Source organism: Chromobacterium alticapitis (assembly GCF_002924365.1).
GTDB classification, from domain to species: Bacteria; Pseudomonadota; Gammaproteobacteria; order Burkholderiales; family Chromobacteriaceae; genus Chromobacterium; species Chromobacterium alticapitis.
Map to the genome: position 1 here is coordinate 45,080 of NZ_PQWB01000012.1, position 25,794 is coordinate 70,873.

The window sequence follows — 25,794 nt, forward strand, 5'->3', positions numbered from 1 at the left end:
GCATGAGGACATCGTTGCTGTTGGCCGCCATGCTGGCGCTGGGCGGTTGCAATTACGTGAATAGCGTGACCGGCCTGAGCAAGGATTCGGACAAGGCGATAGGCGCGGCCTGCCGCCAGACCGGCCGCTCGCTGGAGGAGTGCTACCAGCGCAATCCCAATGCCGACAAGGCTTTTATCTACGCCGGCTGGCGCGAGATGAACGAGTACATGTCCAAGAACAAGCTGGAGACGATGCCGCCCTTGCCCGAAAAGCAGGCAGACGCCAGCGGCGGCGCGATGACGAGCGAGGGCAAGCCGGCCGGCGCTCCCCCCGCCGGCGGGCCTCTGGCCGGCAAATCCAGCGAGGCGGGCGCGCATCCGCTGACCAGCGAGGAAGCGGACCGCGCCGCCAAAACCGATCCGGAAGTGGCCGCGGTGGTGGCGGCTATGCATAGACAGGATGGCACCGGCAAGCCGAAGGGCGCGGTCAAGGGCGAGCAGGACCAGAAGCGCTTGCTGAACATCATCAACGAGATCAACAAAGCCGACCCCAACCGCGCCCAGCAGAATTGAGGAGCGGCGCGCCGGGCCGGCTCCTGCTATCCTTGCGCCTTTGATTCCCGTTTTCGTCTCCGATGGCCAAGAGCAAAACCGTCTTCAGCTGCACCGAGTGCGGCGGACAATCGCCGAAATGGCAGGGCCAATGCCCGCATTGCAACGCTTGGAACACGCTGGTGGAGGCGGTGGCCGCGCCGGCCGCGGCTGGCCCGCGCTTCCAGTCCTGGGCGGCCAATGTCACCAAGGTGCAGAAACTGTCCGAGGTGCAGACCGAGGAAGCCCCGCGCGATCCCTCCGGCATTGAAGAGCTGGACCGCGTGCTGGGCGGCGGCATCGTCCGCGGCGCCGTGGTGCTGATAGGCGGCGATCCCGGCATAGGCAAATCCACGCTGCTGCTGCAGGCCTTGTCCCAGATAGGCCAGAATCGCAAAGTGTTGTACGTTTCCGGCGAGGAGTCGGCGCAACAGATCGCGCTGCGCGCCACGCGCTTGGCGCTGGATACCAGCCGAGTGGATTTGCTGGCTGAAATCTGCGTCGAGAATATTCTGGCCACGCTGAAGCGCGAACAGCCCGAGGTGGTGGTGATCGACTCCATTCAGACGCTGTACACCGAGCAGGTGACCTCGGCGCCGGGCTCGGTGTCGCAGGTGCGCGAATGCGCGGCGCAGTTGACGCGGATGGCCAAGCAGAGCGGCATCACCGTGCTCCTGGTCGGCCATGTCACTAAAGAGGGCTCGCTGGCCGGCCCTCGCGTGCTGGAGCACATGGTGGACACCGTGCTGTATTTCGAGGGCGACTCCCATTCCAGCTATCGCATGATACGCGCGATCAAGAACCGCTTCGGCGCAGTCAACGAATTGGGCGTGTTCGCGATGACCGACCGCGGCCTGAAGGGCGTGTCCAATCCGTCTGCGATCTTCCTTTCCTCCTATCGAGACGATGTGGCCGGCTCCTGCGTGCTGGTGACGCAGGAAGGCACGCGGCCGCTGCTGGTGGAGATTCAGGCGCTGGTGGACGACTGTCACGGCTTCCAGCCCAAGCGTCTCACCGTGGGCCTGGAGCAGAACCGGCTGGCCATGCTGCTGGCGGTGCTGCACCGCCACGGCGGCGTGGCCTGCTTCGATCAGGACGTGTTCCTCAACGCGGTGGGCGGCGTCAAGATCAACGAGCCGGCTGCCGACCTCGCCATCATCCTGGCCATGGTTTCATCTTTGCGCAACAAGGCGCTGCCGGAGAAGCTGGTGGTGTTCGGCGAGGTGGGCCTGGCAGGTGAAGTGCGCCCGGTGACGCGCGGGCAGGAGCGGTTGAAAGAGGCCGCCAAGCTCGGCTTCACTCGCGCCATCGTGCCGTCGGCCAATAAGCCGCGCCAGGAAATAGAAGGTCTGAAGGTGCTGGCGGTGGACCGGCTGGACCAGGCAGTGGAATTCTGCAGGGAATGAACATGATAGACCCGCAACAGATCGAACAGGAGCGCCCCTACTTGCTGCGCTACGCGCTGGCGCAACTGCGCGAGCGCGACGCGGCGGAAGAGGCGGTGCAGGAGACGCTGCTGGCGGCGCTGGAATCGCAAGGCAGTTTCTCCGGCAAGTCCACCGTGCGCACCTGGCTCACGTCCATCCTGCGTTTCAAGCTGATAGACGGGCTGCGCCGCAAGGGCAAGGAGAAGCTGTTCGAATCGCTGGAGGACGAGGCCGACGATGGCGACTTCGACGGCCTGTTCGCACAGGATGGCCATTGGCGAGAGCCGGTCCGCGCCTGGAGCGGGCCGGAGTCGCAATTGGTGTCGAAGCAGTTCTGGGAGGTGTTCGAGGCATGCTCCAAGGTGATGCCGCGCCGTACCGCCATGGTGTTCGCCATGCGCGAGGTGATGGGCATGGAGATTGCCGAGATTTGTAACAATCTTGAGATCAGCGCGACTAACTGTTCGGTATTGCTGTATCGCGCGCGGATGACGCTGCGCGAATGTTTTTCCACGCGCTGGAGCCGGGAGGGCGAGCGATGAGGTTGAGTTGCCGCGAAGCCAGCCGGCTGATTTCGGCCGGCATGGACAGGCCGTTGAGTGCGGCCGAACATTTGAAACTGCGCATGCATCTGCTGCTATGCGGCAATTGCCGCCAGTTCTCGCAGCAGCTGGCCCTGTTGCGGAACGGCGCGCGGCGCGCCGGCGAAGGGGTGGAATGATGTTTGGATAGTCAATGCTTTGACATTGTCATTTCAATTATCGATACTGGGCCTTTCTGACTGGAAAGGCCCTTGTCATGTCCGCTTCCGAACTATTGCAGCATCTGATTCGCATCCACGACGAGCAGCCGGATGAAGCGGCCGAGCAGTTGCCTGGCTTGGTCAAAGCGGCGGACTTGCCGACGGCTGATCGTCCCAAGCTGGCCTGGCTGGTCAATCACATGCTGGGCGAGAAGCGCGGCGATTGGCGCGGCGCCTGGACCCTGCTGGACAAGCTGCCGCTCGAGGATGCGAACCAGACCCTGCTGCGGCACTGCTTCGTCGCCGCCACGCTGGCAGGCGACGCGTTGGCGGTTTGGCGGCTGGAGCGGCAATGGCGCAGTGCGGGCGCGCAGGACGCCGAAATCCACTTGCTGGTGCGCATGGGCGTGTTGCAGAGCCTGTGCGGCACCGTGCGGCTGTCTTCGCTGCTGCCCATTCTGGCTGAGACGCTGGACTTGCTGGATGATGGGACGGCCAGCGGCCACGACGCCACACTGGCCATGCTGTTCAATAACATCGTGTCTACCTTGTTGGAGCGAGAGGATCTGGAGACGGGAAACGCCGTCTGCTGGGCCGTGATTTGGCGCGCCGCCAACGCCGCGCGCAGCTTCTGGGGCAGGGCTGGCAATTGGGTGAACCACGAGCGCGCCGAATACCTGCTGGCGCTGACAGCCAATCGCTTCCAGCGCTGGCCAGCCGGCCTGGCGGCGGCGGACGAGGGCTTGGGCTTGATCGCCGCCAACGGCGAGGAGGCGGTGGACCAGGCTTTCCTGCTGCTGGAAAGGGCGCGGGCGATGTTTGGCCTGGGGCGGGACGAGGGCGGCATGGCCGCTTATGAGGCGGCGCAGGCCTTGGCCGCGTCGTTCGGTTCCAGCCTGCGGCCATGGTTCGACGGCTGCGCCCGGCGGGCGAAAAAGAAGCCGGCGTTGGCCGGCTTGTGAGTCTACAAGGGTCGAGCTGGAGAAAATCGGAAGCTAAGGGCTGCCCTCAGCGTTTGCGTCTGCCCTCAGCCTGCTCGTTTCGCCTGGGGCAGGCGGCGCAGGGCTGCTCGCACATGCCGGCGCCGGTCAGCGACTGTTTCAACGCGCATGCCGAGCGGCGACAGGCGATGAAGCGGATTTGCTGTTCGGCCGCCAGTTCGCGGAAGTGGCGCATCACATTGTGGCCGAGGAAGTCGGTGAACAGGATCAGCAGCTCCGTGCCGGCGGGCAGGCGGTCTACTTTGCGCTGGTGCGAGCTATTGCGGCCGCTCAAATGGCGGTGGATGGTGATGCCGTAGCTCTGCAGCACGTCGGGGATGTTGCCCAGGGTATCGGCGCCAACCAGCATGGCATTCATCGTGAGACCTCCTGTGGTGATTTTTGTGAATGATAATAATTATCATTTGCGTCGTCAACCTGTACTTTGATCGCGTTGCGGCGAAGACCTATGGTGTAAACATCGATCGCACAATCCGTATCGCCGCGTGCCGGCGGGGAGGGGCATCATGAGAACGGCTTGGCTGCTGCGCGTGTTGGGCGCGATCATCTTGCTGGCGCAGCTGCCGGCCGGCGCGGACCCGCTTTCCCGCATTCGGCGAGCCGGCGCGCTGGTGATAGGCGTGGAGGGAACCTTTCCACCTTACAGCCAATGGACGCGCGGTCGCTTGGAGGGGTTCGAGGTGGACTTTGGCCGCGCCCTGACGCGGCAACTGGGCGTGCAGGCGCGCTTTCAGACCATAGGCTGGAGCCATATGCTGGACAGCCTGGCGTCCGGCCAGGTGGATGCGGTGATCAATCAGGTGGTGGCTACGCCGGAGCGGCGCCAACGTTTCGATTTCTCCATTCCCTACACCTATTCAGGCATGCAGATGGTGGTGCGCAAGGAGGACTTGATGCGCTTCCGAGGCGCGGAGGACATGCGCGGCGCCCATGTCGGCGTCGGGGCCGGCACCAATTACGAGCAATGGCTGCGCGCCAATGTGCCGCAGGCGCATATCCATCTGTATCACGACGATATGACCAAATACGACGGGCTGCGCCGCGGCGAGGTGGACGCGATCGTGATCAACCGGCTGGCGGCGTTCAATCTGATGTTGAAAACGAGCGGGGACCTGGTGGCGGCCGGCCATGTGCTGGCGCGCGAGGACGCCTGCGTGACAGTGCGCAAGGGCGATCCGGCCCTGCTGTCCGAGATCAACCGAGCCATCGGCCATTTGCAGCGCGACGGCACCTTGCTGGAACTGTCGCGCAAGTGGTTCAAGGCCGATATCGTCAATCGGCCGGATTAGCCATAGACATCGACCTGGCTGACCAGTCCGGCCTGGCCATCGTCTTTCAGATAGACGCCGGCGCTTTGCATCTGCGCGGTCGGCGTGGCGCTGCCGCTATCGTTCCGTATCGTCAGCGGCGCGCTGACGCTGGGCAGCAGAATGGCCCCGATATGCGCCTGCTGCAGCGTTTCCGTTTGATCGTTGCCATCGGCGCCGCGGCCGGTCCAGATTCTGAGTTGCGCGTAGACAGGGTCCGATTCGTCGATCGCGCCGTCGTGGTTGGCGTCGTACTGCGCCAGATCGGCGAAGCCGTTGCCGGATTGCGGTCCGAACAGTTCGCTGCCGTTGTTCACTTTGCCGTCGCCGTTCTTGTCCAGAGTCAGCCAGCCACCGCCGGCTGGGAAGGGCAGCGCGCTCATCTGGCCATTGTTCTGCAGGTCGAAGCTTACGGTGGCGCCGCTGAAAGCGCCGGCTTCGCCATCCAGCGTGATCATCAGCGGGTCGTGCGGCTGGCCGCCGCTCTGGCTGCTTGAGCTGCTGTGGTATTGATAGCGGCTTTGCATGGACAGGCTAAGGGAAAACTGGAATTGCTGGCCATCCTGGGTGGCCACCTGGCCGTTGGCGGAGAACTGCAGTTGCTGCTTCTGTTGGTAATCCACGCTTTGCTGCGTGCTGACCTCGGGCGGAGAAGGGGGCTGCGTGGCCGGGGCGGCAGGCTGTTGCTGCCCATCCCACAGCCAGATGTGGATGCCGAAGGATTTTTCCAGTATGGCCTTGACCATGGAGAGCAGGCCGCTGGCATCGCCTTGCAGCAGGGAGGATTGCAGGCTCTGCACGCCTTGCTTGCTTAGCGCCACGCTGTCTTCTGGCGGGTTGCTCGGCGGGGTGGCTTGCGACACGGCGACACTTTGGCGAATGCTCAGCGTCTGGGTCTGGGTGAAGTTGCTGGCAAGATTGGTGGTTACGGCGGCGATTTTCATGGCGGCGGTCCGGCGGGGAGGGGATGACCCGCTATCGGCCCGCCCAGCCGCAACTTGATGCCGCAATTCCTCGTATTGCCAACGGTTCCAAGCCGTGAACCGGCGCTTATAAGTCCTTGCCGGAACGCCAGATCGACCAGACCAGCCAGACGCTGTTGAACAAGGCCAGCATGAAGCCGAAGAAGCCGAAGAAGGGCAGGCCGAACAGCTTGGGCCCGGCGTTCACCGTCATCACGATGGACGAGCCTATGATCAGGCAGCCGGTGACGATGCCCATGGTCAGCCGGTTGCTGCTGCGGTCCAGCTGCTTGCCGAAGCTGTCCAGCCGCTGCAGGTCCAGGTTGACGCGGAACTTGCCGTGGCGTATGTCGCGGCCGACGCGGGCCAAGTCGCGCGGCAGGCCGGTGATCATCTCCAGCCCCTCGGACAGCGACTGCCGGCCGCGCTTGAGCAGCGCTGCCGGGTGGTAGCGCGCGACCATCAGCTCCTTGACGAAGGGCGTCAGGTGGGCCACCAGCTGGAATTCCGGGTTTAGCTGCCGCCCTAGCCCTTCCAGCGTGATCAGCGCCTTGAACAGCATGGCCATGTCCGGCGGCAGCACGATGCCGTGATTGCGGATCAGCGTCATGATGTCCGAGATCAACTGGCTGATGTTGAGGCCCTTCAGCGGAACGTGCTCGTACTGGAACATGAATTCGCCCACCTCGTCGGCGAATTTCTGCATGTCCACCGGCGTGTTGCCGGTCCACTCTATCAGCACGTCTATGATGCCGTGCTCGTTGTGCTCCGCCACGGCGGACAGCAGGTCGACGATCTCGTCGCGCCGTAGGTGGCTGATGCGGCCCACCATGCCGAAATCGATGAAGGCGATGCGATGATCTGCCAGGAAGAACACATTGCCGGGGTGCGGGTCGGCGTGGAAGAAGCCGTTGACCAGTATCATCTTCAGCACCGCGTCCGCGCCGCGCTGAGCCAGCAGCACCGCGTCCAGACCGCTGGCCGCCAGCCGTTCCAGGTCGCTGGCCGGAATGCCGTCGACGAAGCTTTGCACATTGACCGCGGCCTTGGTGTACTCCCAGTGCACGCGCGGCACTTCCACGCTGGGGTCGTCGGCGAAGTCCTTGCCGAAGCGCTCCATATTGCGCGCTTCTATCGCCAGGTCCAGCTCGCGCCGCAGCGAGCGCGAGAACTGGGCGACGATGCCGGACGGTTGGTAGCGGCGCAGCTCGGGAAATTCGATTTCCAGCAGATGGGCGAGGTGGGCCAGGATGCGCAGGTCGGCCTCCACTTTTTCCGCAATGCCGGGGCGGCGCAGCTTGACTGCCACTTCGCTGCCGTCTTTCAATCGGGCGCGGTGCACCTGGGCAATGGAGGCCGAGCCTATGGGATGCATGTCGAATTCGGCGAACAGCGCCTCGGGCGAGTCTCCCAGCGCGTCCCGCACCAGGCGCTCCACGGCGGCCGGCGGCAAGGGCGGCACGCGGTTCTGCAGTTTTTCGAACTCGTCTATCCAGTCCGGCGGGAACACGTCCACCCGGGTGGACAGAATTTGTCCGAGCTTGATGAAGGTGGGACCTAGCTCCTCGCAGGCCAGCCTCAGCCGCACTGCCGTCGGCTGTCCCTTTTCGCCGTCGGGGAGGGCCAGGTTCAGCCATTCGCCGGCCTTTTCCATCGCGCGCGGCAGTTTCAGCCGCTGGGCGAACTCTCCCAGGCCATGGCGTATCAAAATTCCGCTGATTTCTCTCAGCCGCGGTAAGTCCCGCATTGCAATCAAGGTTTCCCGTATCATGTGCTTTTCGCCGTTCCGCTTGGCTTTACACTACCGGTCCCGTCCGATAGAGTTCGGCCTATGAAATTGCAACTCCGCTTATCAGCGCTGGCGCTGGCGGGCTTCATGGTTTTCGCCCAGGCCGCGCCAGACAAGGCCATGCCGGACAAGGCCCCGGCCGAGGGGAAGGCCGCCGCGGACAGCGCGTCGGACAAACCGGAAGATCCCATCTCCAAGTACGCCGCTCCGCAAGAGGATGCGGTGGGCGACTTGCTTTTGCAAGCGATGAGTTTATTGGGCGTCGCCTACCGCTTCGGCGGCAACACCCCCGACGACGGTCTGGACTGCAGCGGCTTCATCCGCTACGTGTTTCAGAAATCGCTGCGGGTGAACCTGCCGCGCACGGCCGCCGAAATGGCGCGCATCGGCAAGGCGGTGGGGCGCGGCGAGCTGATGCCGGGCGATCTGGTGTTCTTCAACACGCGCGGCTTCAGCTATTCCCATGTCGGAATCTACATGGGCAACAATAAATTCATCCATGCGCCGCGAACGGGCAAGAACATCGAGGTGTCCAACCTGTCGCAGAGCTACTGGACAGGGCGCTACAATGGCGCGCGCCGCGTCAATCGCAGCACGGCCTACCTGCCGGCCGATACCTCCGCGGATGTCAGCGTGAAGGGCGGAGGCAAGAAATCCGAACCGGCAGCCAAATGCCGCAAGGGACAAAAGAAATGCAAGGCCGCCGCCGAACCGGCGCGCGGCAAGAAAGCCGCCAAGGCTTCGCGCGCGGCGAAGTCGGGCGTGAAAAAGAAACACCGGCACTGATCGGCCTAGCCGAGCGACGATGCCCGCAGCTTGCGGGCATCGTGTTTTCAGGAATGGAAAATGACATTAAAGATTGAGATACCGGTCTGGAAAGACCCGGACGGCAACGTTGTCGCTTGCGTCGAAAAGCTGAAGGTGATGCGCGAGAACCTGGAAGAGATCGCCCAGATGGCGCAAGACGCCTTCGAGGACGCCGTGCTGATGGGCTGCGACGAGCAGCAGGTGCGCGACTTCATGGTGGCGATGATGCGCGGCCTGGAAAACCCCTACCGTTCCGAGCGAGAAGACTGAGCATGCCATTCGAAGCCTTTATCGGGCTGCGCTATCTGCGCGCCAAGCGCCGCAACGGATTCATTTCCTTCATCTCTCTGATTTCCATCGTCGGCATCGGCTTGGGCGTGGCTGCGCTGATCATCGTGCTGTCGGTGATGAACGGCTTCCAGAAGGAAATCCGCGGCCGCATTCTCAGCGTGGCGTCTCACCTGGAAGTCAGCGGCTACGACGGCCGGCTGCCCAATTGGCAGGGCGCGCAGGCCATGCTGGCCAAGCAGCCGCATGTGCAGGCCGCCGCGCCCTTTGTGTCCAGCCAGGGTCTGTTCGTGGCCTACGGCAATGTGCGCGGCGGGATGTTGCGCGGCATCGAGCCCAAGCTGGAAAACCAGGTGGTGGACGTGGGCCGCCATATGAAGGCAGGCAAGCTGGAAGACCTCAAACCTGGCAGCTTCGGCATGGCGCTGGGCGTGGAGCTGGCGCGGCAGTTGGGCGTCGGCGTCGGCGACAAGGTGACGTTGATGACGCCGCAGGGCAATATCACGCCGGCCGGCATGATTCCGCGCACCAAGCAGTTCACCGTGGTAGGCATCTTCAAGGTGGACATGTATGAATTCGACGCCTCGCTGGCCATGGTCAATCTGCGCGACGCCCAGGTGATGGAACGCATGGGCGACGCGGTCAGCGGCGTGCGGCTGAAGCTGGATGATCCGCTCTTGGCGCCGCAGTTGAAGGAAACGCTGCGGCCGCAGCTGCCGCAACTGATGGTGACGGACTGGACCGACACCAACGCCAACTACTTCCGCGCGGTGCAGATCGAAAAGCGGATGATGACCATCATCCTGACGCTGATCGTCGCCGTGGCGGCGTTCAACCTGGTATCCACGCTGGTGATGGTGGTGACGGACAAACAGGCCGACATCGCCATCCTGCGAACCTTGGGCGCCTCGCCTGGCAGCATCATGAAAATCTTCGTGATCCAGGGCGCGGTGGCCGGCGTACTGGGCACGCTGGCCGGCGCGGTCAGCGGCGTGATCATCGCGCTGAATCTGGACGTGATCGTGCCGGTGATAGAGCGCATCATCGGCAGCAAGATTCTGTCCAGCGACGTCTACATGATCGACTACCTGCCGTCCGACGTGCAGTGGGGCGACGTCTCCACCATCACCATCATTTCCCTGCTGCTGGCGCTGTTCGCCACGCTGTATCCGAGCTGGCGCGCCGCGCGCACGCAGCCGGCGGAGGCTTTGCGCTATGAGTAAGGTATTGAGCTGCCGCGGCCTGGGCAAGCGCTACCAGGAAGGCAAACTGGGCCTGGACGTGTTGTCCGGCATCGATCTGGAAGTGAACAAGGGCGAGCATCTGGCCATCGTCGGCGCCTCCGGCTCCGGCAAGAGCACGCTGCTGCATCTGCTGGGCGGGCTGGACTCGCCGACTTCCGGCTCGGTGGAAGTGCTGGGGCGCGACCTGTCCACGCTGTCCGAAGCCGAGCGCGGCCGCCTGCGCAACGAGTCCATGGGCTTTGTCTACCAGTTTCACCATCTGCTGCCCGAATTCTCCGCGCTGGAGAACGTCATGATGCCGCTCTTGATCCGGCGCATGGACAAGGCTGAGGCGGCGCGCCGCGCCGCGGACATGCTGGACAAAGTGGGCCTGGGCAAGCGGCTGGAGCACAAGCCGGGCGAACTGTCCGGCGGGGAGCGCCAGCGCGCAGCCATCGCCCGCGCGCTGGTCACGCAGCCAGCCTGCCTGTTGGCGGACGAGCCCACCGGCAATCTGGACGCCAATACCGCGCGCCAGGTGTTCGAGCTGATGCTGGAGCTGAACCGCACGCTGGGGACCAGCCTGATCATCGTCACCCATGACCTGGATCTCGCGGGGAGGACTCAGCGCGTGCTGCGATTGAACGAAGGCCGGCTGGCGCGGTCTGATGCGGTTTCCGCCTGATCCAGAACGGGCCGAGCAATCGGCCCGTTCGCCGTTTTGACAAGGAGTCGGACATTGCTGTTGTTTATCCGCAAGGAAATGGATTTTTTCGCGCTGCTTGACGCGCTGCAGACGCCGAATGGCCTGATCGAGCTTGGCATAGGGGCGGTCTGCGTCTTGCTGGCCATCGCCATCGCCCGCAATCTGTATCGCCGTTGGTTCACGCACAATCCGGAGCGTTACGAACAGTTCCTGCCGTATATGGGCTTCCGCCTGGTGCTGCCGTTGACGGCCCAGCTATTGGTGATCGCGGCCAGCCTGGCCTGGGGCCGGCTGGAGCACGCGCCCATGCTGGTGCTGCATATTTTCAGCGCCATGCTGTTCTGGCTGGCGGTGATCCGCCTGTGCACCGCTGTGGTGAGGCAGGCCTTTCCGCATGGCCGTTTCGAGCGTCATTCCGAGCACTTGCTGGCTACCGCGCTGTGGCTGGGCTTTGTCAGCTGGACAATAGGCTTCGACGTGGCGATGACGGACTGGCTGGAGTCCATGACCTTCAGCATAGGCAAGACCAAGCTGGACATGCTGACCATCCTCAACGGCTTGTTGTGGGTGACGATCATCGTGGTGGTGGCCTTGTGGGCCAGCCGGCTGATCGAGGCGCGCATCATGAAGCTGAAGCACCTCGATTCCAATCTGCGCATCGTATTCGCCAAGCTGACGCGCATCATCCTGGTGGTGGTCGCGGTAATGGTGGCGCTGCCGGTGGTGGGAATTGATCTGACCGTGCTGGCGGCGTTGGGCGGCGGTTTCACCATCGGCTTGGGCTTGAGCCTGCAGAACATCGCCCGGAATTTCCTGTCCGGCTTCGTCATCCTGCTGGATCGCTCCATCCGCATCGGCGACCGCCTGATGGTGGGCGACCGGGTGGGCAACGTCACCCGCATGACTTCGCGCTATGTGGTGCTGCGCGGCGGGGACGGCAGCGAGGCGCTGATTCCGAACGACCTGCTGGTGTCTAATACGGTGGTCAACCAGTCTTATTCGGAAAAGAGCCTGTGGACCAGCGTGCCGGTGCAAGTGGCTTACGGCACCGATCTGGATCTGGCCATCTCTCTGCTCAAGCAGGCCGCGGCGCACCCGCGAGTGCAGGCGCAGCCGGCGCCGAACGCCTTTGTGACCTTGTTCGCCGATAGCGGCATCAATATGGAGCTGGGCTTCTGGGTGCAGGACCCGGAAAACGGTTTTCTGGGCCTGAAGTCGGATATCAATCTAGCTATCTGGCGTTTGTTCAAGCAGCATAATATCGAAATTCCCTTCCCGCAGCGGGAAGTGCGCATCGTCGGCGACAAGCCGGCCCTGGGCTGATACGGAGACATCATGAGCGCAAAGCGTCTGGCCATCATCGACGACGACGAGGCCGTGCGGCAATCGCTGCTGTGGCTGCTGGATGGCCAGGGCTATCAGACCGACGGCTTCGACAGCGGCGAGGCATTCCTGGCCGCGGATAGCGGCTTTGAGTACAATGGCATCATTTTGGACCTGAGGCTATCCGGCGTCAGCGGCATCGTGGTGCTGGAAAAGCTGGCCGGCTGGCCCTACTGTCCGCCGGTCATCATGCTGACTGCGCACGGCGATGTGCCGCATGCGGTGGCGGCATTGAAGCTGGGCGCGCTCGACTTCATCGAGAAACCGTTCGACGATGTGCACCTGTTGGAGCGCGCGGCGGCGGCGGTGGCGCGGGACGAGCAAAACCGCCAGCTTCACGGCTACCAGCTGAAGGTGGCGGCGGCGCTGGCGCTGCTGACAGAGCGCGAGCGCGAGGTGATGCAGCTGATTCTGGTTGGCAAGCTGAACAAGCAGATCGCCGAAGAGCTGTGCATCAGCATGAAGACGGTGGAGGTCCACCGCTCGCGGGTATTCGAGAAAATGGGCGTTAAGTCCGCGGTGGAGCTGGCTGGCATGCTGGCGGCGCCGGGCGCGCAGGGAGGCAAGATTTAGATGGGCAGCAAGCAACCGGTATCGGTGCTGGTGGTGATACATACCCAAGACGGCCAGGCCTTGTTGCTGGAGCGGGCGGACAAGCCCGGCTACTGGCAGTCGGTGACCGGCAGCCGCGAGGGCGGCGAGGACCTGCTGGACACGGCGCGGCGCGAGCTGGCCGAGGAAACGGGCCTGGACGCTTCGCGTTTCGAGCTCAGCGATTGGCATCGGGTCAATCATTACGAGATTTACGAGCACTGGCGCCACCGCTACCCGGAAGGCGTGACGCATAACGACGAGCATGTGTTCGGCCTGCTGCTGCCCGAGCCTTGCGAAGTGACGCTGGCGCCGCGCGAGCACCTGGCTTACCGCTGGTTGCCCTGGGAAGAGGCGGCCGCGCTGGTATTCTCGCCGTCCAACGCCGAGGCGCTGCGCTTGTTGCCGGAGCGGTTGGGCCTGAAAACCGCTTGAGACAAGCCTGCCTGCCCGATGATCCAAGCCCGCTTCGGCGGGTTTTTTCGTGTCTGGCGCGGGGACTCCTGGGCTGTGATATGCTATTTGAATTTCATGCCAAGGAGGACCATCTTGGCTCAAACCGACGCATTGGACCGCATTCTGGCCGAGCTGGCGCGTGACGCGCGCTTGCATACCGTTCTCTTGTACGGATCGCGCGCCGACGGCAGCGCCAACCAGGGCAGCGATTACGATATCGCCGCCTTCGGCGAGGTGGCTCAGTTGAGGCGGGACACTCGCCGCATCGACGGCGAATATCTGGATTTGTTCGTCTACCCCGACAGCGTCTTGGCGGCGCCGGAGGAGGAGCATCTGAAGTTGCGCGGCTCGCGCATTTTGCGCCAGCGCGGCGACGAGGCGACGCGCTTCCTGGCTGAGCTGGACGCTATTTACGCCGCCGGTCCGCGGCGTTTGCCCGCGGACGAGTTGCAGGCGCGCCGAGATTGGGCGCACAAGATGGCGGCGCGCATCGCGCGCGGCGATGTCGAGGGAAATTACCGACGCGTCTGGCTGCTGACGGCCTTGTTGGAGGATTATTTCGAATTGCGCGGACTGTGGTACGAGGGGCCGAAAAAAGCCCTGCGCTGGCTGAAGACGCATGACGAACTGAGTGGACTGGCATTCGACAAGGCTTTGCGGCCAGGGGCGGAGCTGGCCGCGATTGAGGCGCTGGTGGTGCGCGTGGCTGGCCCGTTGACCGGCCACGCGGACAACAACCTTACTTCTTGACGCTGTCCAGGAAGAAGCTTACGCGAGTCTGATCATCGCGGTTATAGGACATATTGGTCGGGAAGGTCTCGGGGTGAGTGGTGATGTGGATTTCGTGGCTGTGCGGATCCCAGCGGAAGAATACCGCGCCGGAGGCCACCGGGTTGCCGCCGCGGTCGAATACATAGATGGCGCAGGTGGTTTCATTGGTGCTGGAGCTGGATGGCAGGAAAGAATAATGCTCCAGGCCGGACGGCACCTCTACGGTGCCGATGTCGGCAGCGACGAAGACCATTTTGTAATCGCCCGGCGCGCCGCCGGTCTTGTCGTGCAGCTTCAGCCCCACGGCGAAGGCGGTGTCCAGCGCCAGCACCTGGAACTTGGATAGCCCGCTGATCTGCGCGTCTATGTTCTGATGGCGGCCGGGCTGATATTCATGAGACAGGCCGCTGCCGTTGATGTGTTGGTAGCAAATCACCTTGGCGGTTTCGCCGACTTCCAGAGATTTGTATTTATCATTGAGTTCGCCATGCAAGGTGATGTCATCGCCAACTTTGTAATGCTCGGGCTCGCCTTGCAGGTCGGTGGTGCGGAAGAAAGCGATTTGGTCCGGTAACAGCGCCATGCCGTGCTCCTTGGTCTAGAGGATGGGGAAATCGGGCTTAGACTGCAGGACGCAGCATGCCGGCAGGCCATAAGGACGGCAACAGGCCATGTGGCCAGAGGGCGCGGGCTTGAAATAGCCATATTTTATGCATGGTTATGGGTGAGGCGGGAAAGCCCCGGCTTGCGCCGGGGCCGAGGGGTGCCTTAATCCGGGGAGACGCCGGGTTCGGGCAGCTGCTCGATAGGGCCAAGCAGGAAAACAAAGGCCAGGATGCCGATCACCAGCATGCAGCCGGCCACCAGGAAGGCGTTGGCGAAGGAGTGGGTGGCGCCGACGATGAAGCCGGTGACGATAGGTGCTACCGCGCCCATCATATTGTTGGCGAAGTTCATGATGCCGCCCACGGTGCCGGTGCCGCCGCGCGGCGCGATCAGCGAGGGCAGGGACCAACCTACCGGCGCGGCCGCGGCCAAGCCGCTCAAGGCAATGGTGATCCAGATGATGGCGATATAGGGGTCGCTTGTCGTTGTCGCGCCGAACACCGCCATGCCCATGGCCATGCCGGACAGCAGCACGCCCTTGCGCACGCGGGTTTCGTCATGGCCGCGCGAGATCAGCTTGTCTATCAGCCAGCCGCCGACGAATAGGTCGGCCGCGGTGGCGAATAGCCAAGGTATCGTTGAAAACCACGCGGACTTCAAGATGTCCATGTGCATGGCTTGCACCAGATAGCCGGGCAGCCAGGTCAGGAATAGGTAGAACACATAGCCATAGGCGGCGAAGCCTATGGACAGCCCCCACACCTTGCGCTGGCGCAGCAGGTAGCCCAGCGTGGCCAGCGAGCCCTGCTGGCTGACGCCTTCCTGCGTCGCGCCGCCCTGAGCGATGTACTGGCGCTCGGTTTCGCTGAGTTTCTTGTCGGCGCTGGGGTCGCGGTAGATCAGATAGAAGGCGGCGAAGTACAGCACGCTAAGGATGGCGGAGATGCCAAAGCCCCAGCGCCAGCCCAGATGCACCACGGCCAGCGCGATCAAGGGCACGCCTATCACATTGGAGAACTTGGCGGCGGCGTCGAAGATGGCGGTGGCCATGGCCCGCTCGCGGCGCGGGAACCAGTAGCCGGTGGCTTTGGAGCTGACCGGAAAGCCTGGAGCCTCGGCGATGCCCAGCAAGACGCGGGCGGCGAAAATGCCGGCAAAGCCGCCGGCGCAGGCGGTGAGCGTGGCGGCCACGCCCCACAACATCGCGCCGATCCGGCCGATGCGGGTGGCGCCGAAGCGGTCCAGGATCACGCCGGTGGGGATCTGCAGCAGCGCGTAGCTCCAGAAGAAGGCGCTGAACAGCAGTCCCAGTTCGCCGTTGCTGAGGCCGAACTCATGTTGCAGCTGCGGCGCGGCCACGGACAGGCTGATGCGATCGAAGTAATTGACCAGGATGCCGACGCCGAGCAGCCAGCCTATGCGCCAGCGCCGGGCTGGAACCTTGAATTGATGTTGGGACGGGGCATGCATATTATTCTCCTCTTTCCTGCGTTGGGGTCTTTCAATCAAGCGTGGACAGGATGCAGCGCAGCATGGCGGGCGGCGGCGCGCCGATGTCCACCGCGATGGCCCGCTCGTCCATTTCAGGCGGCTCCAGATCGGCGAACTGGCTGGCCAGCAGGCTTTCCGGCATGAAATGGCCGCTGCGCTCGCGCATGCGGGCCGCGATCAGTTCCGCCTCGCCTTGCAGGTGGACGAAGCGCAGCTCCGGATCGCCGCCGCGCAGCGCGTCGCGGTAGCGGCGCTTCAAGGCGGAGCAGGCCAGCACCGTGGCATGGCCTGAGGTCCGGGCGGCGCTCAACTGTTCGGCCAGCGCCGCCAGCCAGCCGGCGCGGCTGGCGTCGTCCAGCGGAATGCCGGCGCGCATGCGCTCGATATTTTCCTGGGGGTGGAAGCTGTCGCCCTCGATGAAGCTGGCGCCCAAGGCTTCGGCCAGCATTTTGCCTACGCTGCTTTTGCCGCAGCCGGCCACGCCCATTACGACGATGTTTCGGGTATTCATGTTAGCGCTAACAATTAATGGTCAGGAAAAGGCCGAAGCGGAATCGGCCGAGTGCTGTTTATGTTAGCGCTAACAAAAGTTGAACAACAAGCAGTGGGATCAAGTTTGGGCTGGCCGCGCGCGGCCATGTAGTCGCCGCGCAACAGGGTGACGAGCGGCGAGCGAGGCATGCCGCGGCAGGATTTTAGCTGCTGCGGCGCAGCATCAGCTCGAAGCCGAGATCGACGCGCGGCGCGTCCGGCATACCGCCGTCCATCATGTTCAGCAGGGCGCGGGCGGCCTGGACGCCGATTTCGCGCCGGGGCGTGGCCACTGTGGTGAGGGAGGGGATGCACCAGGTTGCGGGCTGCAGATCGTTGAAGCCGGCCACCGCCAGCCGCTGCGGCACGGCGACGCCGAGCTGCTGGCAGCGCGCCAGCGCGCCTATGGCCAGGTCGTCGTTGCAGCAGAACAGCGCGTCGCAGTCCGGCCGCGCCCGCAAGGCCGCATCCAGCATGTCCGCGCCCATCTGCATGCTGGAAGGGGATGGGTCGAGCCATTCCAGGCTGGGGTCATGCAGGCCAGCTTCGGCTAACGTCGCGCGGTAACCGGCCAGCCGCTTCAGCACCCGCTCGTCGAGCTGGGCGCCCAGAAAGCCGATGCGGCGCTTGCCGCGCGACAGCAGGTGGCGGGTGATGGCGGCGCCAGCCTCCTCTTGCGAGAAGCCCACGCAGCAGCGGCCGTCATCGGCCAGGTCCATCATGTAGACGGCCGGCAGCGCGTGCTGGCGCAGCAGCGCGTCGAAGGGTGCGGCATGACTCAGGCCGGTCAGCAGCAGACCGTCCGGCCGGTGCTGCAGGTAGGCGCGCAGCAGCTGCAATTCCTGTTCCGCGTCGTAATGGCTGTTGCCTATCAGCATTTGGTAGCCGGCAGGGGCCAGGATGGATTCGATGCCGGCCAGCGTGTCCAGAAATACGGTATTGCCCAGAGATGGTATCAGCACCAGCACGGTGCGCGAACGCGCCGAGGCCAGCGCGCTGGCCGAGCGGCTGGGCACATAGCCCAGCGCGTCCACCGCTTGCTGCACTTTGTCGCGCAGATGCGGCGAAACCTGCTGCGGTTGGTTCAGCGCGCGCGACACCGTGATGGCGCTGACGCCGGCGGCCTTGGCCACGTCATGCATGGTGACGCCGCTGCCGGAGCGGATGCGCGGTTTTCTGGACATATCGGTTTGGAGAAAATGGGAGCTGCCATTGTAGCGCAGCCGCGGCATTCATGGCTTGTAGTTGTATGACGTGGGACTAAAATGGCTATTTTCTCCGGGGTCATGCCATGTATTTGCCCAAGCATTTTCAGGAGATGGATATCGGGTCCTTGCTGCGATTGATGCGAGCCCGCCCTCTGGCCACGCTGTCGATCAACGGCGAGAGCGGCCCGATTGTCAACCATGTTCCCTTGCTGGCTTTCCGCGATGGGCAGTCACTGGTTCTGCGTGGCCACGTGGCCCGCGCGAATCCCTTGTGGCGGGAACTGGGGTGCGAGCCGCAGGCCGTGGCGGTGTTTCACGGCGACGACGCCTACGTGACGCCGTCCTGGTATCCGGCCAAAGGCGAGCACGGCAAAGTGGTGCCGACGTGGAACTACGCGGTGGCGCACGCTCGCGGCCGTTTGCGCGTGGAGGAGGATCCAGCTTGGCTGCGCGCCTTGCTGACTGAGCTGACGTCGGAGCAGGAGTCAGGTTTCAGCCTGCCATGGAGCATGGATGACGCGCCGGCCGACTATATCGAAAAGCTGCTGTCCGCCATTGTCGGCATTGAGCTGCAGGTCGAGCGGCTGGACGGCAAATTCAAACTTAGCCAGAACCAGAACGAAGCGGCGCGTGATGGCGTGAGCGAGGGCTTGGCGTCGCGCGGCGACGCGCGGGCGGCCGCCGTCGCCGCAAGCATGCGTCAGAGTTCCTAACGCCGGAAACGAGCCAGCAAATCCGCCATGTCGCCCTGGACGTGGCTGGCGCCTTGACGCATCTGGCGCAGGAAGTTGTCCAGGAAGTCATGCAACAGCAGGGCGGAGGCGGCGACGGCGCCGATGCCGGCGCGGTCCCATTCGGTCACGAAGCCCTGCAGGGTGGCGGTGAGCCGGTTGCTGTCCTGCCGCAGCGAATGATACAGGCCTATGGCTGGGGTGCCGCACAACTGATAGTTGTGCTGCAGAATGGCTTTATCCAGTGGGTGGCTGCTCAGGATGTCGCGGCTGTCAAACTCGACGAACAACGGATGCATGGTGTCGCAGTCGCATCGGCCGTTGCGGTAGGCGCGCGCCACCACGCCTATGGCCGCGTCCGGCTCGGCCGCGGGCTGGCGGCTGGGCACGGGATGGCCCAGCAGCAGCGTGAAGGCGCTGGCTAGCGGATCCGGCCAGCCGGCGGGGCCCAGGTCGAAGCACAGCGGCATCGGTTGTCGTCCCAGCCAGTCCGCCGGCAGGTGGATTGCGCCGATGTCCATCAGTTGCGAGCTGGCGTAGCCCAGATCGCGCAAGGGCCAGCTCTGGCCGGCCGAACATGCCCAGGCCTGCTGCCTGTAGGCGACGCAAATCTCTGTCAGCACGGATTCCGTGGTGATGATGAAGGCCTCGCCGCGATACGCCAGCATCAGACCGCTGCCGAAGGCGGGGCCGAACAGGCCGCCGCTGGCGATGGGGCGGAAGGCCACCACCATCGGACTCAACTGCAGGTAAATCTGCTCCAGGCATTGCAGCGGCTCATTTAGATCAAATTGAAACTCCATCCCCGATTCCAGTCTGCAGCTTTATTGTTTTACCGCTCCAGAATAGTTCATATTCAAACCAAGGTCGGAGCTATTCGTCGCCGCGCAGGCGTGATGAGCCGCGGCGGGCAAATGCTATATCTATAGGGAGAACGATTTAAGCATTGACAGTATGATGTTGAATCCGACCAGCCGCCGCGCGGCGGCCTGGGATGAGTGGGGCGGAGCCTTTGCCACTCGGCGAAGGGGGGAGACGAGATGCGGATGCGCCCGCGGACTAGTTTCATTTTACTGGTGGTGATGGGGTATGGCCTGCTTGCTTGGGCCTGGTTTGCGTTTTCAGGCAGCGGTTTGGCCCTGTCCGGCAGCGCTGGCGCCTCCCTGGTCGGCAGCGGCCTGCTCTTGGTTTTGAGCTTGGCGCTGCTGGCCTGCTTGCTGCGCGGGCGGACCCGCGTCCAGAATGAGCCGCTGCAGAACTGGCACGCCGAACTGGCCGCGGAGCTGCTGCCTGGACGCGCAATCGCCTGGCTGGCGTATTTGCTGGCCGTGCTGTTGACCGGCGCGGTACTGGCGCTGCGGGCGTGGCTGGTCAGCGATGTCGACGCCCACCCCATGTTGATCCTGTTCATGTTGCCCATCATGCTGTGCGCCAGCCTGGGCGGCTTGGGGCCGGGCTTGCTGGCCACGGCGCTGGCGGGACTGGCCGCCAGTTATTCTCCTGGCTGGCCGCCTTACGCGGCCTTGCCGTGGGGGCGGCACCTGCAATTGATTTTCTTGCTGGTGGAGGGCGTGGCGGTCTGCGTGCTGGGCGCCACGCTCAAACGCAGCCTGTCTCGGATGGCGCTGAACCGGCGCCTGCTCGACTCCGTGGTGTCCAGCACTTCGGACGCCGTTTTCGTCAAGGATGTTCAGGGGCGCTATTTATTGGTCAACCAGGCCGGTTTGGCGCTGGTGGGCAAGCGCGCGGATGAGGTGCTGGGCCGGGACGATCACTCGGTGTTCGCGGAGGAAACGGCGCGCAAGCTGATCGTGGCTGATCGCGCGATCATGCAGTCGGGCAAAGTGCAATGCTCGGAAGAATGTCTGACGTTGCAAGACGGCGGGCAGATGGTTTTCATGGTGACCAAGGGGCCGATCTATTCGCCGCAGGGCCGCCTGGTCGGCATCTTCGGCATTTCGCGCGATGTGACGGAGCATAGGCGAGCGGAGGAGGCTTTGCGCGCCAGCGAGTCCGAGCTGCTGCTGGCGCAGCAATTGGCCGGCCTGGGCAGCTGGAGCTGGGATTTGCGCAGAGACCGGCATCTTTGGTCGGCTGAAGTCTATCGCCTGTTTGGCCTCGATAGCCATGAAGAACCGCCAGCTTACTCGGCGATGCAGCATTTCTTCACTTTGGAAAGCTGGGCTAGGTTGTCGGAGGCGGTGGAGCGCTGCCGCTTGATCGGCATGGGTTACGAATGCGATCTGGAGGTGTTGCGCTCGGACGGCACCTCCTGTTGGGTGACGGCGCGGGGGGAGGCGCGCCGCGATGAGGACGGCAAGGTGGCGGGCCTGTACGGCACGGTGCAGGACATCACCGAGCGCAAGATGATGGCCTTGCAGGTCAAGGCGAGCGAGGCGCGGCTGCAATTGGTGGCGGAGGCCACCAGCGACGGCTTTTGGGACTGGGATCTGCGCAGCGGGAGGGTCTACCGCTCGCCGCGCTACTATGAGGTGACCTGCACCCGCGCCGAGGACGATACCGGCGACTTCCGCTTCTTCCGCCAATTGGTCCACTCGGCCGACCTGCCCTTCGTGCTGCAGGCGATAGAGGCGCACCGGCGGGGCAAGACGCCGCGCATCGAGGTGGAGTTCCGGCTGGCCAATCAGGAAAACGGCGTGCGTTGGCTGTTGGCGCGCGGCAAAGCGGTGGAATGGGATGAGCGCGGCGGGGCGCTGCGGCTGGTGGGCAATCTGTCCGACATCACCGAGCGCAAGCGGGTGGACGACGATCTGCGGCTGGTGCTGAACGAGGCGGGGGACGCCATCTGGGTGACCGACGCCGAGGGCTATTACATTTTCGCCAACCCCGCCGCTTGCCGGCTGACCGGGCACAGCCTGGAAGAATTGAAGGGCATGCAGATCCGCGATTTGGTGGCGCCGGAATGCCTGCCCGCCCTGCCGGCCCACCTGGCCATGCTGGGCTCCGGGGCCTTTCTGCGCTCGGAATGGACCTTGCGCTTGAGGAAGGGCGGCGGCATCTGCGTCGATCTGACCACCGGCAGGCTCAAGGATGGCCGTTATATGGCCTTCGGCCGCGATCTGACCGAACAGCGGCGCGCCGAGCAGGCCCTGCGCAGCCGCGAGCAGCAGCTGGCGCGCGTGATCGAGGGCTCGGACCAAGGGTATTGGGACTGGAACCTGAAAACCGGGAGTTTTCAGGTCAGTCCGCGCTGGGAAAGCATGCTCGGTTACGGGCCGGGGCAGATGCGCGTCACCGCGGACAACTGGTACGAGCATGTGCATCCGGAGGACGCCGTGCGGGCGCGGGAATCCATTCAGCGCAATCTGAGCGGCGCCTCCGCCAGCCACGAGGTGGAAATCCGCTGCCGCAGCCGCGGCGGCGACTGGCGCTGGATATTGTCGCGCGGACGGGTAGTGGAGCGCGACGAGGACGGCGCGCCCTTGATGATGTCCGGCACGCATACCGACATCACCGAGCGCAAGGTGTTCGAACAGACGCAGAAGGAGGCGGCAGCTGTATTCTCCAGCAGCTACGAGGGCATTCTGATGGTGAGCCCGGACGGGTTCATCACCAAGGTCAACCAGGCTTTCACCCGCATCACCGGCTACAGCGCGGAGGAGGCGGTGGGGCAGAAGCCCAATATATTGTCCTCCGGCAAGCAGAGCGCCAACTTTTACGACGAGCTGTGGAGCTCCATCAGGGGCCATGACTTCTGGCGCGGCGAACTATGGAACCGGCGCAAGAACGGCGAACTGTACGCCGAACTGCTGTCCATCTCCGTGGTGCGGGACGAAAGCGGGCAGGTGCAGCACTATATCGGCATCTTCTCCGACATCACTCAGTTGAAGCAGCACGAGGCGGAGCTGGACCGGGTGGCGCATTTCGACCCGCTGACCGGGGTGGCCAACCGGAGGCTGCTGTCGGACCGGCTGCGCCAGGCCATTGTGCGCGCCACGCGCAGCGGCAAGTCCTGCGCGGTGTGTTTCCTAGATCTGGACGGTTTCAAGGCGGTCAACGACCAGTACGGCCACGAGGTGGGGGACCAACTGCTGGTGGCGGTGAGCGGCCATCTGAAGTCCGTGTTGAGAGGAGACGACACGCTGGCCCGGCTGGGCGGCGACGAGTTCGTGGTGCTGCTGTCCGATATAAGCTCGACCGAGGAGTGCATGCTGGTGTTGGACCGCATACTCGCCGCGGTGGCGGCGCCGGTGCCGGTGGGCAACGGCGTGGTCAATGTCACCGGCAGCATAGGCGTCAGCCTGTACCCGCAGGACAATGTGGATCCGGACACCTTGCTGCGCCATGCCGACCAGGCGATGTACGTGGCGAAAGAGGGCGGCAAGAACCGCTATCAGCTGTTCGATCCGGAGAGCGACCGCAAGGCGCAAGAGCACAGGCAGTTCATGGAGCTGCTGCGCCAGGCGCTGTCGCGCAGCGAATTCACTCTGTACTACCAGCCCAAGGTGGACCTGTTCGACGGCGAAATCATAGGCATGGAGGCGTTGATCCGCTGGCATCACCCGCGGCGCGGCGTGCTGGCGCCGGCGGATTTTCTGCCGCATCTGCGCGGCAACGAGCTGGAGGAAGCTTTCGGCGACTGGGTGCTGGACGCCGCGCTGAAGCAGGCTTCGCAATGGATGGAGTCAGGCCAGGACATGCCGGTCAGCGCCAACGTCAGCGCCAGCTATCTCCTGGGCGGCGACTTCTGCGACAAGCTGGCGGCGGCGCTGGCCCGCTATCCCAATGTGCCGCCGGATCATCTGGAGCTGGAAGTGCAGGAAAGCGCGCAGACCGATGTCGAGAAAACCATAGAAACGCTGCGTGGCTGCCGCGAGCTGGGCGTGCGCTTCGCGCTGGATGATTTCGGCACCGGCTATGCCTCGCTGAATTATCTGCGGCAGCTGCCGGTGGACACGCTGAAGATAGACAACAGCTTCGTCCACGACATGCTGAGCAGCGCCGACGACCGCCGCATCGTGGAGGGCATCGTGCAATTGGCGGCCATCTTCAACCGCGACGTGATCGCGGAGGGCGTGGAAACGCTGGAGCATGGCGCGCTGCTGCGCAAGCTGGGTTGCCGTTATGCCCAGGGCTTCGGCATCGCCCGGCCGATGGAGGCCGGGGCCGTGCCAGGCTGGTGCCGGCGCTGGCGGCAGGGAGAAATCTGGCGGAAACTGGCGCCGCAACCGGCTGAGGAGCTGCGGTCGAAGTGAGGGGGAAAGAGGCCCCGCCCAGGCCCGCCGCTGCGGGCCTTTTTCTTGCGCGACACACGATGCTTGCACCATCATGGCGCGAAATTCGTGGATGGCGAGCAGTATCGCTAGCAAGCGGCCGCTTTTAGTTGGTCCAATTTTTGCTGGAACGGCTGGGGAATGCAGGTTGCCGCCGCGACTTGGCGGTTTGAACGGAACACTATCGGGATACAAGCAGTGGCGAGCAATATCGAGATCAAGGCCAGGGTGAGGGATCTGGCGGTTTTGGCGGGCAAGGTGGAAGCCTTGGCCGGAATGGCGGGGATGGTTCGAGAGCAGGACGACACCTTCTTCTCCTGTCCTCATGGCAGGCTCAAGCTGCGGGTGGAAGGCGGGAAGCGCGGCAAGCTGATTTTCTATCAACGGCCGGACGCGGCGGAGATCAAGACATCGGACTTTCTGGTCAGCGAGTGCGACGACGCGAATGCGTTGCGGGCGCTGCTGGCGCGGGCCTACGGCGAGCAAGGGCGGGTGCGCAAGCAGCGCAGGCTGTATCGCATAGGCGTTTGCCGCGTGCATCTGGACCGGGTGGAGCGCTTGGGCGATTTTGTCGAAATCGAAGTGGAAGTGGACGATGGCGCGGCTGGGACAGGCGCCAGGCAGGGGGTGGCGGACTTGATGTCGGCCCTGGATATCCGCGACGCGGACCTGATCGACAAGGCTTATCTGGAGCTGCTGGCGGAGCGCGCGGGCTCAGGCGCGAGCATCGCGCTGGAGCGGGCGGACCAGCCCGAGGCGCTGGCGCTGATAGAGGAGCTGGACGCCTACCAGATGCCGCTGTATCCAGCGGAGAGCCATCACGGCGTGGAGGTTTCGGTGCTGCTGCAGCCCAATGTGGCGTTTGCCGTCGCCCGAGACGAAAGCGGCCAGGCGGTGGGCTGCGGCGCGGTATGGTGCGTGCCGGAATATGGCGAGCTGAAGCGGATGTATGTGCGGCCGCAATGCCGTGGCAAGGGCGTGGCGCGCGCGCTGATGGATTTTCTGGAGGACCAGGCCAAGGCGCGCGGCTGCGCCGCCATGACCTTGGAAACCGGCATCCACCAGCACGAGGCCATCGCCTTGTACCGCCGCGCCGGCTATGAATTCTGCGCGCCGTTCGGGTCTTACGCCGTGGATCCGAACAGCGTATTCATGCGCAAGCCGTTCTGAGTCAGGAGGCCTTGCCCAGGTGGGCGGCCAACTGGCGGGCGCTGTCCTTGCACCATTGGTCTATCAGCGGCTTGATCAGCTCCAGCGTCAGCGGCGCGTCCTTGGATTTGCTTTTCTTGTTTTCGCGCAGATTGACGGTGCCGGCCAGCAGCGTGCCGTCTTGCGCGTCCTCCAGCTGCGCCATGCTGCCTATCTTCAGCAGATAGGGCTCCTTGCCGGCGGCCAGCCTGGCCAGATTGAACACGGCCTTGACCGGCAGCAGGTCCACCGCGTCAATGCCCGGCCGGTCCTGGGTCATGCCGGTCACCGCCACGCGCAGGCGGGCCACGCCCGGCGCCGGCTGCAGCGCCACCTTGACGCCGGCCGCTTCCAGCTCGGCCTGCAGGCGCTGGTGGAAATAGGCGGTGATGGCGTTCTCGTCGCTGGATTGCAGTAGCTCCCAGTTGCCGTCCTGGCCCTGGCGCATGAACAGCAGCGGTTCCAGCAGCACGGCGTTGTAAGCTTTCAGGTCTATGCCGGGTTTCAAATAGACACGCTGGTCGGGCATCATCTTGCCGGGCTGGAAGGCGTCCAGCGGCAGCGTGAACAGATTTTCCTTGGGGGCGGCGGATGCAGGCTCGTCGGCCCAGGCCGCGCCGCTCAGCGCGAACAGGGTGCATAAAGTCAGTGCGGTCAATTTCATGATTGGCCTCGCTTGGCGGATAGGAGTAATACGCTGACATCTCTGGGGCCGAATGGTTTCGGCTCATCGCATTCTCGGAGCCCGCCGCGCGCTTGTCCAGCGGGGCAGGCCGCCAA

Annotated in this window: 26 protein-coding genes; 17 read left to right on the plus strand and 9 right to left on the minus strand. The window is 64.1% G+C overall.

The genetic code is table 11. The annotated features are described in order from the left end of the window. Positions 1 to 2: 2 nt before the first annotated feature. The 5 genes from C2I19_RS03345 to C2I19_RS03365 all read left to right on the plus strand — a co-directional run bounded on the left by C2I19_RS03345 (position 3) and on the right by C2I19_RS03365 (position 3,703). Positions 3 to 554: a hypothetical protein gene (locus C2I19_RS03345; protein ID WP_103901302.1), complete on the plus strand. Its 552-nt coding sequence runs from the start codon at positions 3 to 5 to the stop codon at positions 552 to 554. 62 nt (positions 555 to 616) lie between these two features. Beyond that, positions 617 to 1,978, plus strand: a complete 1,362-nt coding sequence (gene radA / locus C2I19_RS03350; protein ID WP_103901303.1) for a DNA repair protein RadA — start codon at positions 617 to 619, stop codon at positions 1,976 to 1,978. A gap of 2 nt (positions 1,979 to 1,980) precedes the next feature. Next, positions 1,981 to 2,541 (plus strand): sigma-70 family RNA polymerase sigma factor, encoded by a 561-nt coding sequence (locus C2I19_RS03355; protein ID WP_103901377.1) that lies wholly within the window; start codon positions 1,981 to 1,983, stop codon positions 2,539 to 2,541. After that, a complete protein-coding gene (locus C2I19_RS03360; protein WP_103901304.1) occupies positions 2,538 to 2,720 on the plus strand; it encodes a zf-HC2 domain-containing protein in 183 nt (60 codons plus the stop codon). Before C2I19_RS03355 ends, C2I19_RS03360 begins: the two co-directional genes overlap by 4 nt. A gap of 77 nt (positions 2,721 to 2,797) precedes the next feature. Next, entirely contained in the window at positions 2,798 to 3,703 is a 906-nt protein-coding gene (locus C2I19_RS03365; protein WP_103901305.1) for a hypothetical protein, read from the plus strand. Between the two features lie 46 nt (positions 3,704 to 3,749). Here C2I19_RS03365 and C2I19_RS03370 read toward each other — a convergent pair whose 3' ends face one another. Further along, the gene (locus C2I19_RS03370; protein WP_103901306.1) at positions 3,750 to 4,100 is read right to left on the minus strand and encodes a DUF2325 domain-containing protein; all 351 of its coding nucleotides are present in this window, start codon (positions 4,098 to 4,100) and stop codon (positions 3,750 to 3,752) included. Positions 4,101 to 4,248: 148 nt separating this feature from the next. Between C2I19_RS03370 and C2I19_RS03375 the strand changes: the two genes are divergently transcribed. Then, positions 4,249 to 5,031, plus strand: coding sequence for a transporter substrate-binding domain-containing protein (locus C2I19_RS03375; RefSeq protein WP_103901307.1), 783 nt, complete (start codon positions 4,249 to 4,251; stop codon positions 5,029 to 5,031). Here C2I19_RS03375 and C2I19_RS03380 read toward each other — a convergent pair. Then, entirely contained in the window at positions 5,028 to 5,993 is a 966-nt protein-coding gene (locus tag C2I19_RS03380; RefSeq protein ID WP_103901308.1) for an SPM autocatalytic domain-containing protein, read from the minus strand. The genes C2I19_RS03375 and C2I19_RS03380 overlap by 4 nt on opposite strands. Before the next feature lie 106 nt (positions 5,994 to 6,099). Further along, the gene (locus C2I19_RS03385; RefSeq protein WP_233201093.1) at positions 6,100 to 7,758 is read right to left on the minus strand and encodes an ABC1 kinase family protein; all 1,659 of its coding nucleotides are present in this window, start codon (positions 7,756 to 7,758) and stop codon (positions 6,100 to 6,102) included. Positions 7,759 to 7,842: 84 nt separating this feature from the next. Between C2I19_RS03385 and C2I19_RS03390 the strand changes: the two genes are divergently transcribed. From C2I19_RS03390 to C2I19_RS03425, 8 genes are all read left to right on the plus strand, one after another. Further along, positions 7,843 to 8,586: a C40 family peptidase gene (locus tag C2I19_RS03390; RefSeq protein ID WP_103901310.1), complete on the plus strand. Its 744-nt coding sequence runs from the start codon at positions 7,843 to 7,845 to the stop codon at positions 8,584 to 8,586. A 60-nt stretch (positions 8,587 to 8,646) separates the two neighbouring features. Continuing rightward, positions 8,647 to 8,877 (plus strand): hypothetical protein, encoded by a 231-nt coding sequence (locus C2I19_RS03395; protein WP_103901311.1) that lies wholly within the window; start codon positions 8,647 to 8,649, stop codon positions 8,875 to 8,877. Between the two features lie 2 nt (positions 8,878 to 8,879). Further along, positions 8,880 to 10,118, plus strand: coding sequence for a lipoprotein-releasing ABC transporter permease subunit (locus tag C2I19_RS03400; protein ID WP_199181063.1), 1,239 nt, complete (start codon positions 8,880 to 8,882; stop codon positions 10,116 to 10,118). Further along, on the plus strand, positions 10,111 to 10,803 hold the full coding sequence (lolD, locus tag C2I19_RS03405) for a lipoprotein-releasing ABC transporter ATP-binding protein LolD (RefSeq protein WP_103901312.1): 693 nt from the start codon (positions 10,111 to 10,113) through the stop codon (positions 10,801 to 10,803). The genes C2I19_RS03400 and lolD overlap by 8 nt, the downstream gene beginning before the upstream one ends. A gap of 54 nt (positions 10,804 to 10,857) precedes the next feature. Beyond that, entirely contained in the window at positions 10,858 to 12,147 is a 1,290-nt protein-coding gene (locus C2I19_RS03410; RefSeq protein ID WP_233201094.1) for a mechanosensitive ion channel family protein, read from the plus strand. A 12-nt stretch (positions 12,148 to 12,159) separates the two neighbouring features. Continuing rightward, on the plus strand, positions 12,160 to 12,780 hold the full coding sequence (locus C2I19_RS03415) for a response regulator transcription factor (RefSeq protein ID WP_103901313.1): 621 nt from the start codon (positions 12,160 to 12,162) through the stop codon (positions 12,778 to 12,780). After that, the gene (gene nudB / locus C2I19_RS03420; protein ID WP_103901314.1) at positions 12,781 to 13,233 is read left to right on the plus strand and encodes a dihydroneopterin triphosphate diphosphatase; all 453 of its coding nucleotides are present in this window, start codon (positions 12,781 to 12,783) and stop codon (positions 13,231 to 13,233) included. It abuts the gene before it with no gap. A gap of 114 nt (positions 13,234 to 13,347) precedes the next feature. Continuing rightward, positions 13,348 to 14,004, plus strand: a complete 657-nt coding sequence (locus tag C2I19_RS03425; protein ID WP_103901315.1) for a nucleotidyltransferase domain-containing protein — start codon at positions 13,348 to 13,350, stop codon at positions 14,002 to 14,004. Here C2I19_RS03425 and C2I19_RS03430 read toward each other — a convergent pair. The 4 genes from C2I19_RS03430 to gntR form a co-directional block, all read right to left on the minus strand. After that, entirely contained in the window at positions 13,994 to 14,608 is a 615-nt protein-coding gene (locus tag C2I19_RS03430) for a beta/gamma crystallin domain-containing protein (RefSeq protein WP_103901316.1), read from the minus strand. The genes C2I19_RS03425 and C2I19_RS03430 overlap by 11 nt on opposite strands. Before the next feature lie 185 nt (positions 14,609 to 14,793). Continuing rightward, on the minus strand, positions 14,794 to 16,101 hold the full coding sequence (locus tag C2I19_RS03435; protein ID WP_103901317.1) for an MFS transporter: 1,308 nt from the start codon (positions 16,099 to 16,101) through the stop codon (positions 14,794 to 14,796). 31 nt (positions 16,102 to 16,132) lie between these two features. Beyond that, positions 16,133 to 16,633: a gluconokinase gene (locus C2I19_RS03440; RefSeq protein WP_103901318.1), complete on the minus strand. Its 501-nt coding sequence runs from the start codon at positions 16,631 to 16,633 to the stop codon at positions 16,133 to 16,135. A 184-nt stretch (positions 16,634 to 16,817) separates the two neighbouring features. Beyond that, positions 16,818 to 17,837: an HTH-type transcriptional regulator GntR gene (gene gntR / locus C2I19_RS03445; protein WP_103901380.1), complete on the minus strand. Its 1,020-nt coding sequence runs from the start codon at positions 17,835 to 17,837 to the stop codon at positions 16,818 to 16,820. Positions 17,838 to 17,944: 107 nt separating this feature from the next. Between gntR and C2I19_RS03450 the strand changes: the two genes are divergently transcribed. Next, positions 17,945 to 18,574, plus strand: coding sequence for an FMN-binding negative transcriptional regulator (locus tag C2I19_RS03450; RefSeq protein ID WP_103901319.1), 630 nt, complete (start codon positions 17,945 to 17,947; stop codon positions 18,572 to 18,574). On the opposite strand, the gene C2I19_RS03455 is transcribed toward C2I19_RS03450, so the two are convergent. After that, positions 18,571 to 19,395 (minus strand): hypothetical protein, encoded by an 825-nt coding sequence (locus C2I19_RS03455; protein WP_103901320.1) that lies wholly within the window; start codon positions 19,393 to 19,395, stop codon positions 18,571 to 18,573. The genes C2I19_RS03450 and C2I19_RS03455 overlap by 4 nt on opposite strands. 243 nt (positions 19,396 to 19,638) lie before the next feature. Here C2I19_RS03455 and C2I19_RS03460 point away from each other — a divergent pair, with 243 nt between their 5' ends. Beyond that, positions 19,639 to 23,808: a sensor domain-containing protein gene (locus C2I19_RS03460; protein ID WP_146056739.1), complete on the plus strand. Its 4,170-nt coding sequence runs from the start codon at positions 19,639 to 19,641 to the stop codon at positions 23,806 to 23,808. Between the two features lie 216 nt (positions 23,809 to 24,024). After that, on the plus strand, positions 24,025 to 24,996 hold the full coding sequence (gene cyaB / locus C2I19_RS22405; RefSeq protein WP_233201096.1) for a class IV adenylate cyclase: 972 nt from the start codon (positions 24,025 to 24,027) through the stop codon (positions 24,994 to 24,996). Position 24,997: 1 nt separating this feature from the next. Here the strand turns inward: cyaB and C2I19_RS03470 are convergent, their stop codons facing one another. Further along, complete coding sequence (locus tag C2I19_RS03470) at positions 24,998 to 25,678, minus strand: DUF3313 domain-containing protein (RefSeq protein WP_103901322.1); 681 nt, start codon at positions 25,676 to 25,678, stop codon at positions 24,998 to 25,000. Between the last annotated feature and the right edge of the window lie 116 nt (positions 25,679 to 25,794).

Excerpts from the sequence above, each read along its gene's own strand:
- C2I19_RS03430 (WP_103901316.1), bottom strand. The coding sequence starts at position 14,608 with ATGGCGCTGTTACCGGACCAAATCGCTTTCTTCCGCACCACCGACCTG.
- C2I19_RS03380 (WP_103901308.1), bottom strand. The coding sequence starts at position 5,993 with ATGAAAATCGCCGCCGTAACCACCAATCTTGCCAGCAACTTCACCCAG.
- C2I19_RS03345 (WP_103901302.1), top strand. The coding sequence starts at position 3 with ATGAGGACATCGTTGCTGTTGGCCGCCATGCTGGCGCTGGGCGGTTGC.
- C2I19_RS03450 (WP_103901319.1), top strand. The coding sequence starts at position 17,945 with ATGTATTTGCCCAAGCATTTTCAGGAGATGGATATCGGGTCCTTGCTG.
- C2I19_RS03470 (WP_103901322.1), bottom strand. The coding sequence starts at position 25,678 with ATGAAATTGACCGCACTGACTTTATGCACCCTGTTCGCGCTGAGCGGC.
- C2I19_RS03375 (WP_103901307.1), top strand. The coding sequence starts at position 4,249 with ATGAGAACGGCTTGGCTGCTGCGCGTGTTGGGCGCGATCATCTTGCTG.
- C2I19_RS03355 (WP_103901377.1), top strand. The coding sequence starts at position 1,981 with ATGATAGACCCGCAACAGATCGAACAGGAGCGCCCCTACTTGCTGCGC.
- nudB (WP_103901314.1), top strand. The coding sequence starts at position 12,781 with ATGGGCAGCAAGCAACCGGTATCGGTGCTGGTGGTGATACATACCCAA.
- C2I19_RS03395 (WP_103901311.1), top strand. The coding sequence starts at position 8,647 with ATGACATTAAAGATTGAGATACCGGTCTGGAAAGACCCGGACGGCAAC.
- C2I19_RS03460 (WP_146056739.1), top strand. The coding sequence starts at position 19,639 with ATGCGCCCGCGGACTAGTTTCATTTTACTGGTGGTGATGGGGTATGGC.
- C2I19_RS03370 (WP_103901306.1), bottom strand. The coding sequence starts at position 4,100 with ATGAATGCCATGCTGGTTGGCGCCGATACCCTGGGCAACATCCCCGAC.
- gntR (WP_103901380.1), bottom strand. The coding sequence starts at position 17,837 with ATGTCCAGAAAACCGCGCATCCGCTCCGGCAGCGGCGTCACCATGCAT.
- C2I19_RS03390 (WP_103901310.1), top strand. The coding sequence starts at position 7,843 with ATGAAATTGCAACTCCGCTTATCAGCGCTGGCGCTGGCGGGCTTCATG.
- C2I19_RS03400 (WP_199181063.1), top strand. The coding sequence starts at position 8,880 with ATGCCATTCGAAGCCTTTATCGGGCTGCGCTATCTGCGCGCCAAGCGC.
- lolD (WP_103901312.1), top strand. The coding sequence starts at position 10,111 with ATGAGTAAGGTATTGAGCTGCCGCGGCCTGGGCAAGCGCTACCAGGAA.
- C2I19_RS03440 (WP_103901318.1), bottom strand. The coding sequence starts at position 16,633 with ATGAATACCCGAAACATCGTCGTAATGGGCGTGGCCGGCTGCGGCAAA.
- C2I19_RS03415 (WP_103901313.1), top strand. The coding sequence starts at position 12,160 with ATGAGCGCAAAGCGTCTGGCCATCATCGACGACGACGAGGCCGTGCGG.
- C2I19_RS03360 (WP_103901304.1), top strand. The coding sequence starts at position 2,538 with ATGAGGTTGAGTTGCCGCGAAGCCAGCCGGCTGATTTCGGCCGGCATG.
- radA (WP_103901303.1), top strand. The coding sequence starts at position 617 with ATGGCCAAGAGCAAAACCGTCTTCAGCTGCACCGAGTGCGGCGGACAA.
- C2I19_RS03435 (WP_103901317.1), bottom strand. The coding sequence starts at position 16,101 with ATGCATGCCCCGTCCCAACATCAATTCAAGGTTCCAGCCCGGCGCTGG.
- C2I19_RS03385 (WP_233201093.1), bottom strand. The coding sequence starts at position 7,758 with ATGCGGGACTTACCGCGGCTGAGAGAAATCAGCGGAATTTTGATACGC.
- C2I19_RS03455 (WP_103901320.1), bottom strand. The coding sequence starts at position 19,395 with ATGGAGTTTCAATTTGATCTAAATGAGCCGCTGCAATGCCTGGAGCAG.
- C2I19_RS03365 (WP_103901305.1), top strand. The coding sequence starts at position 2,798 with ATGTCCGCTTCCGAACTATTGCAGCATCTGATTCGCATCCACGACGAG.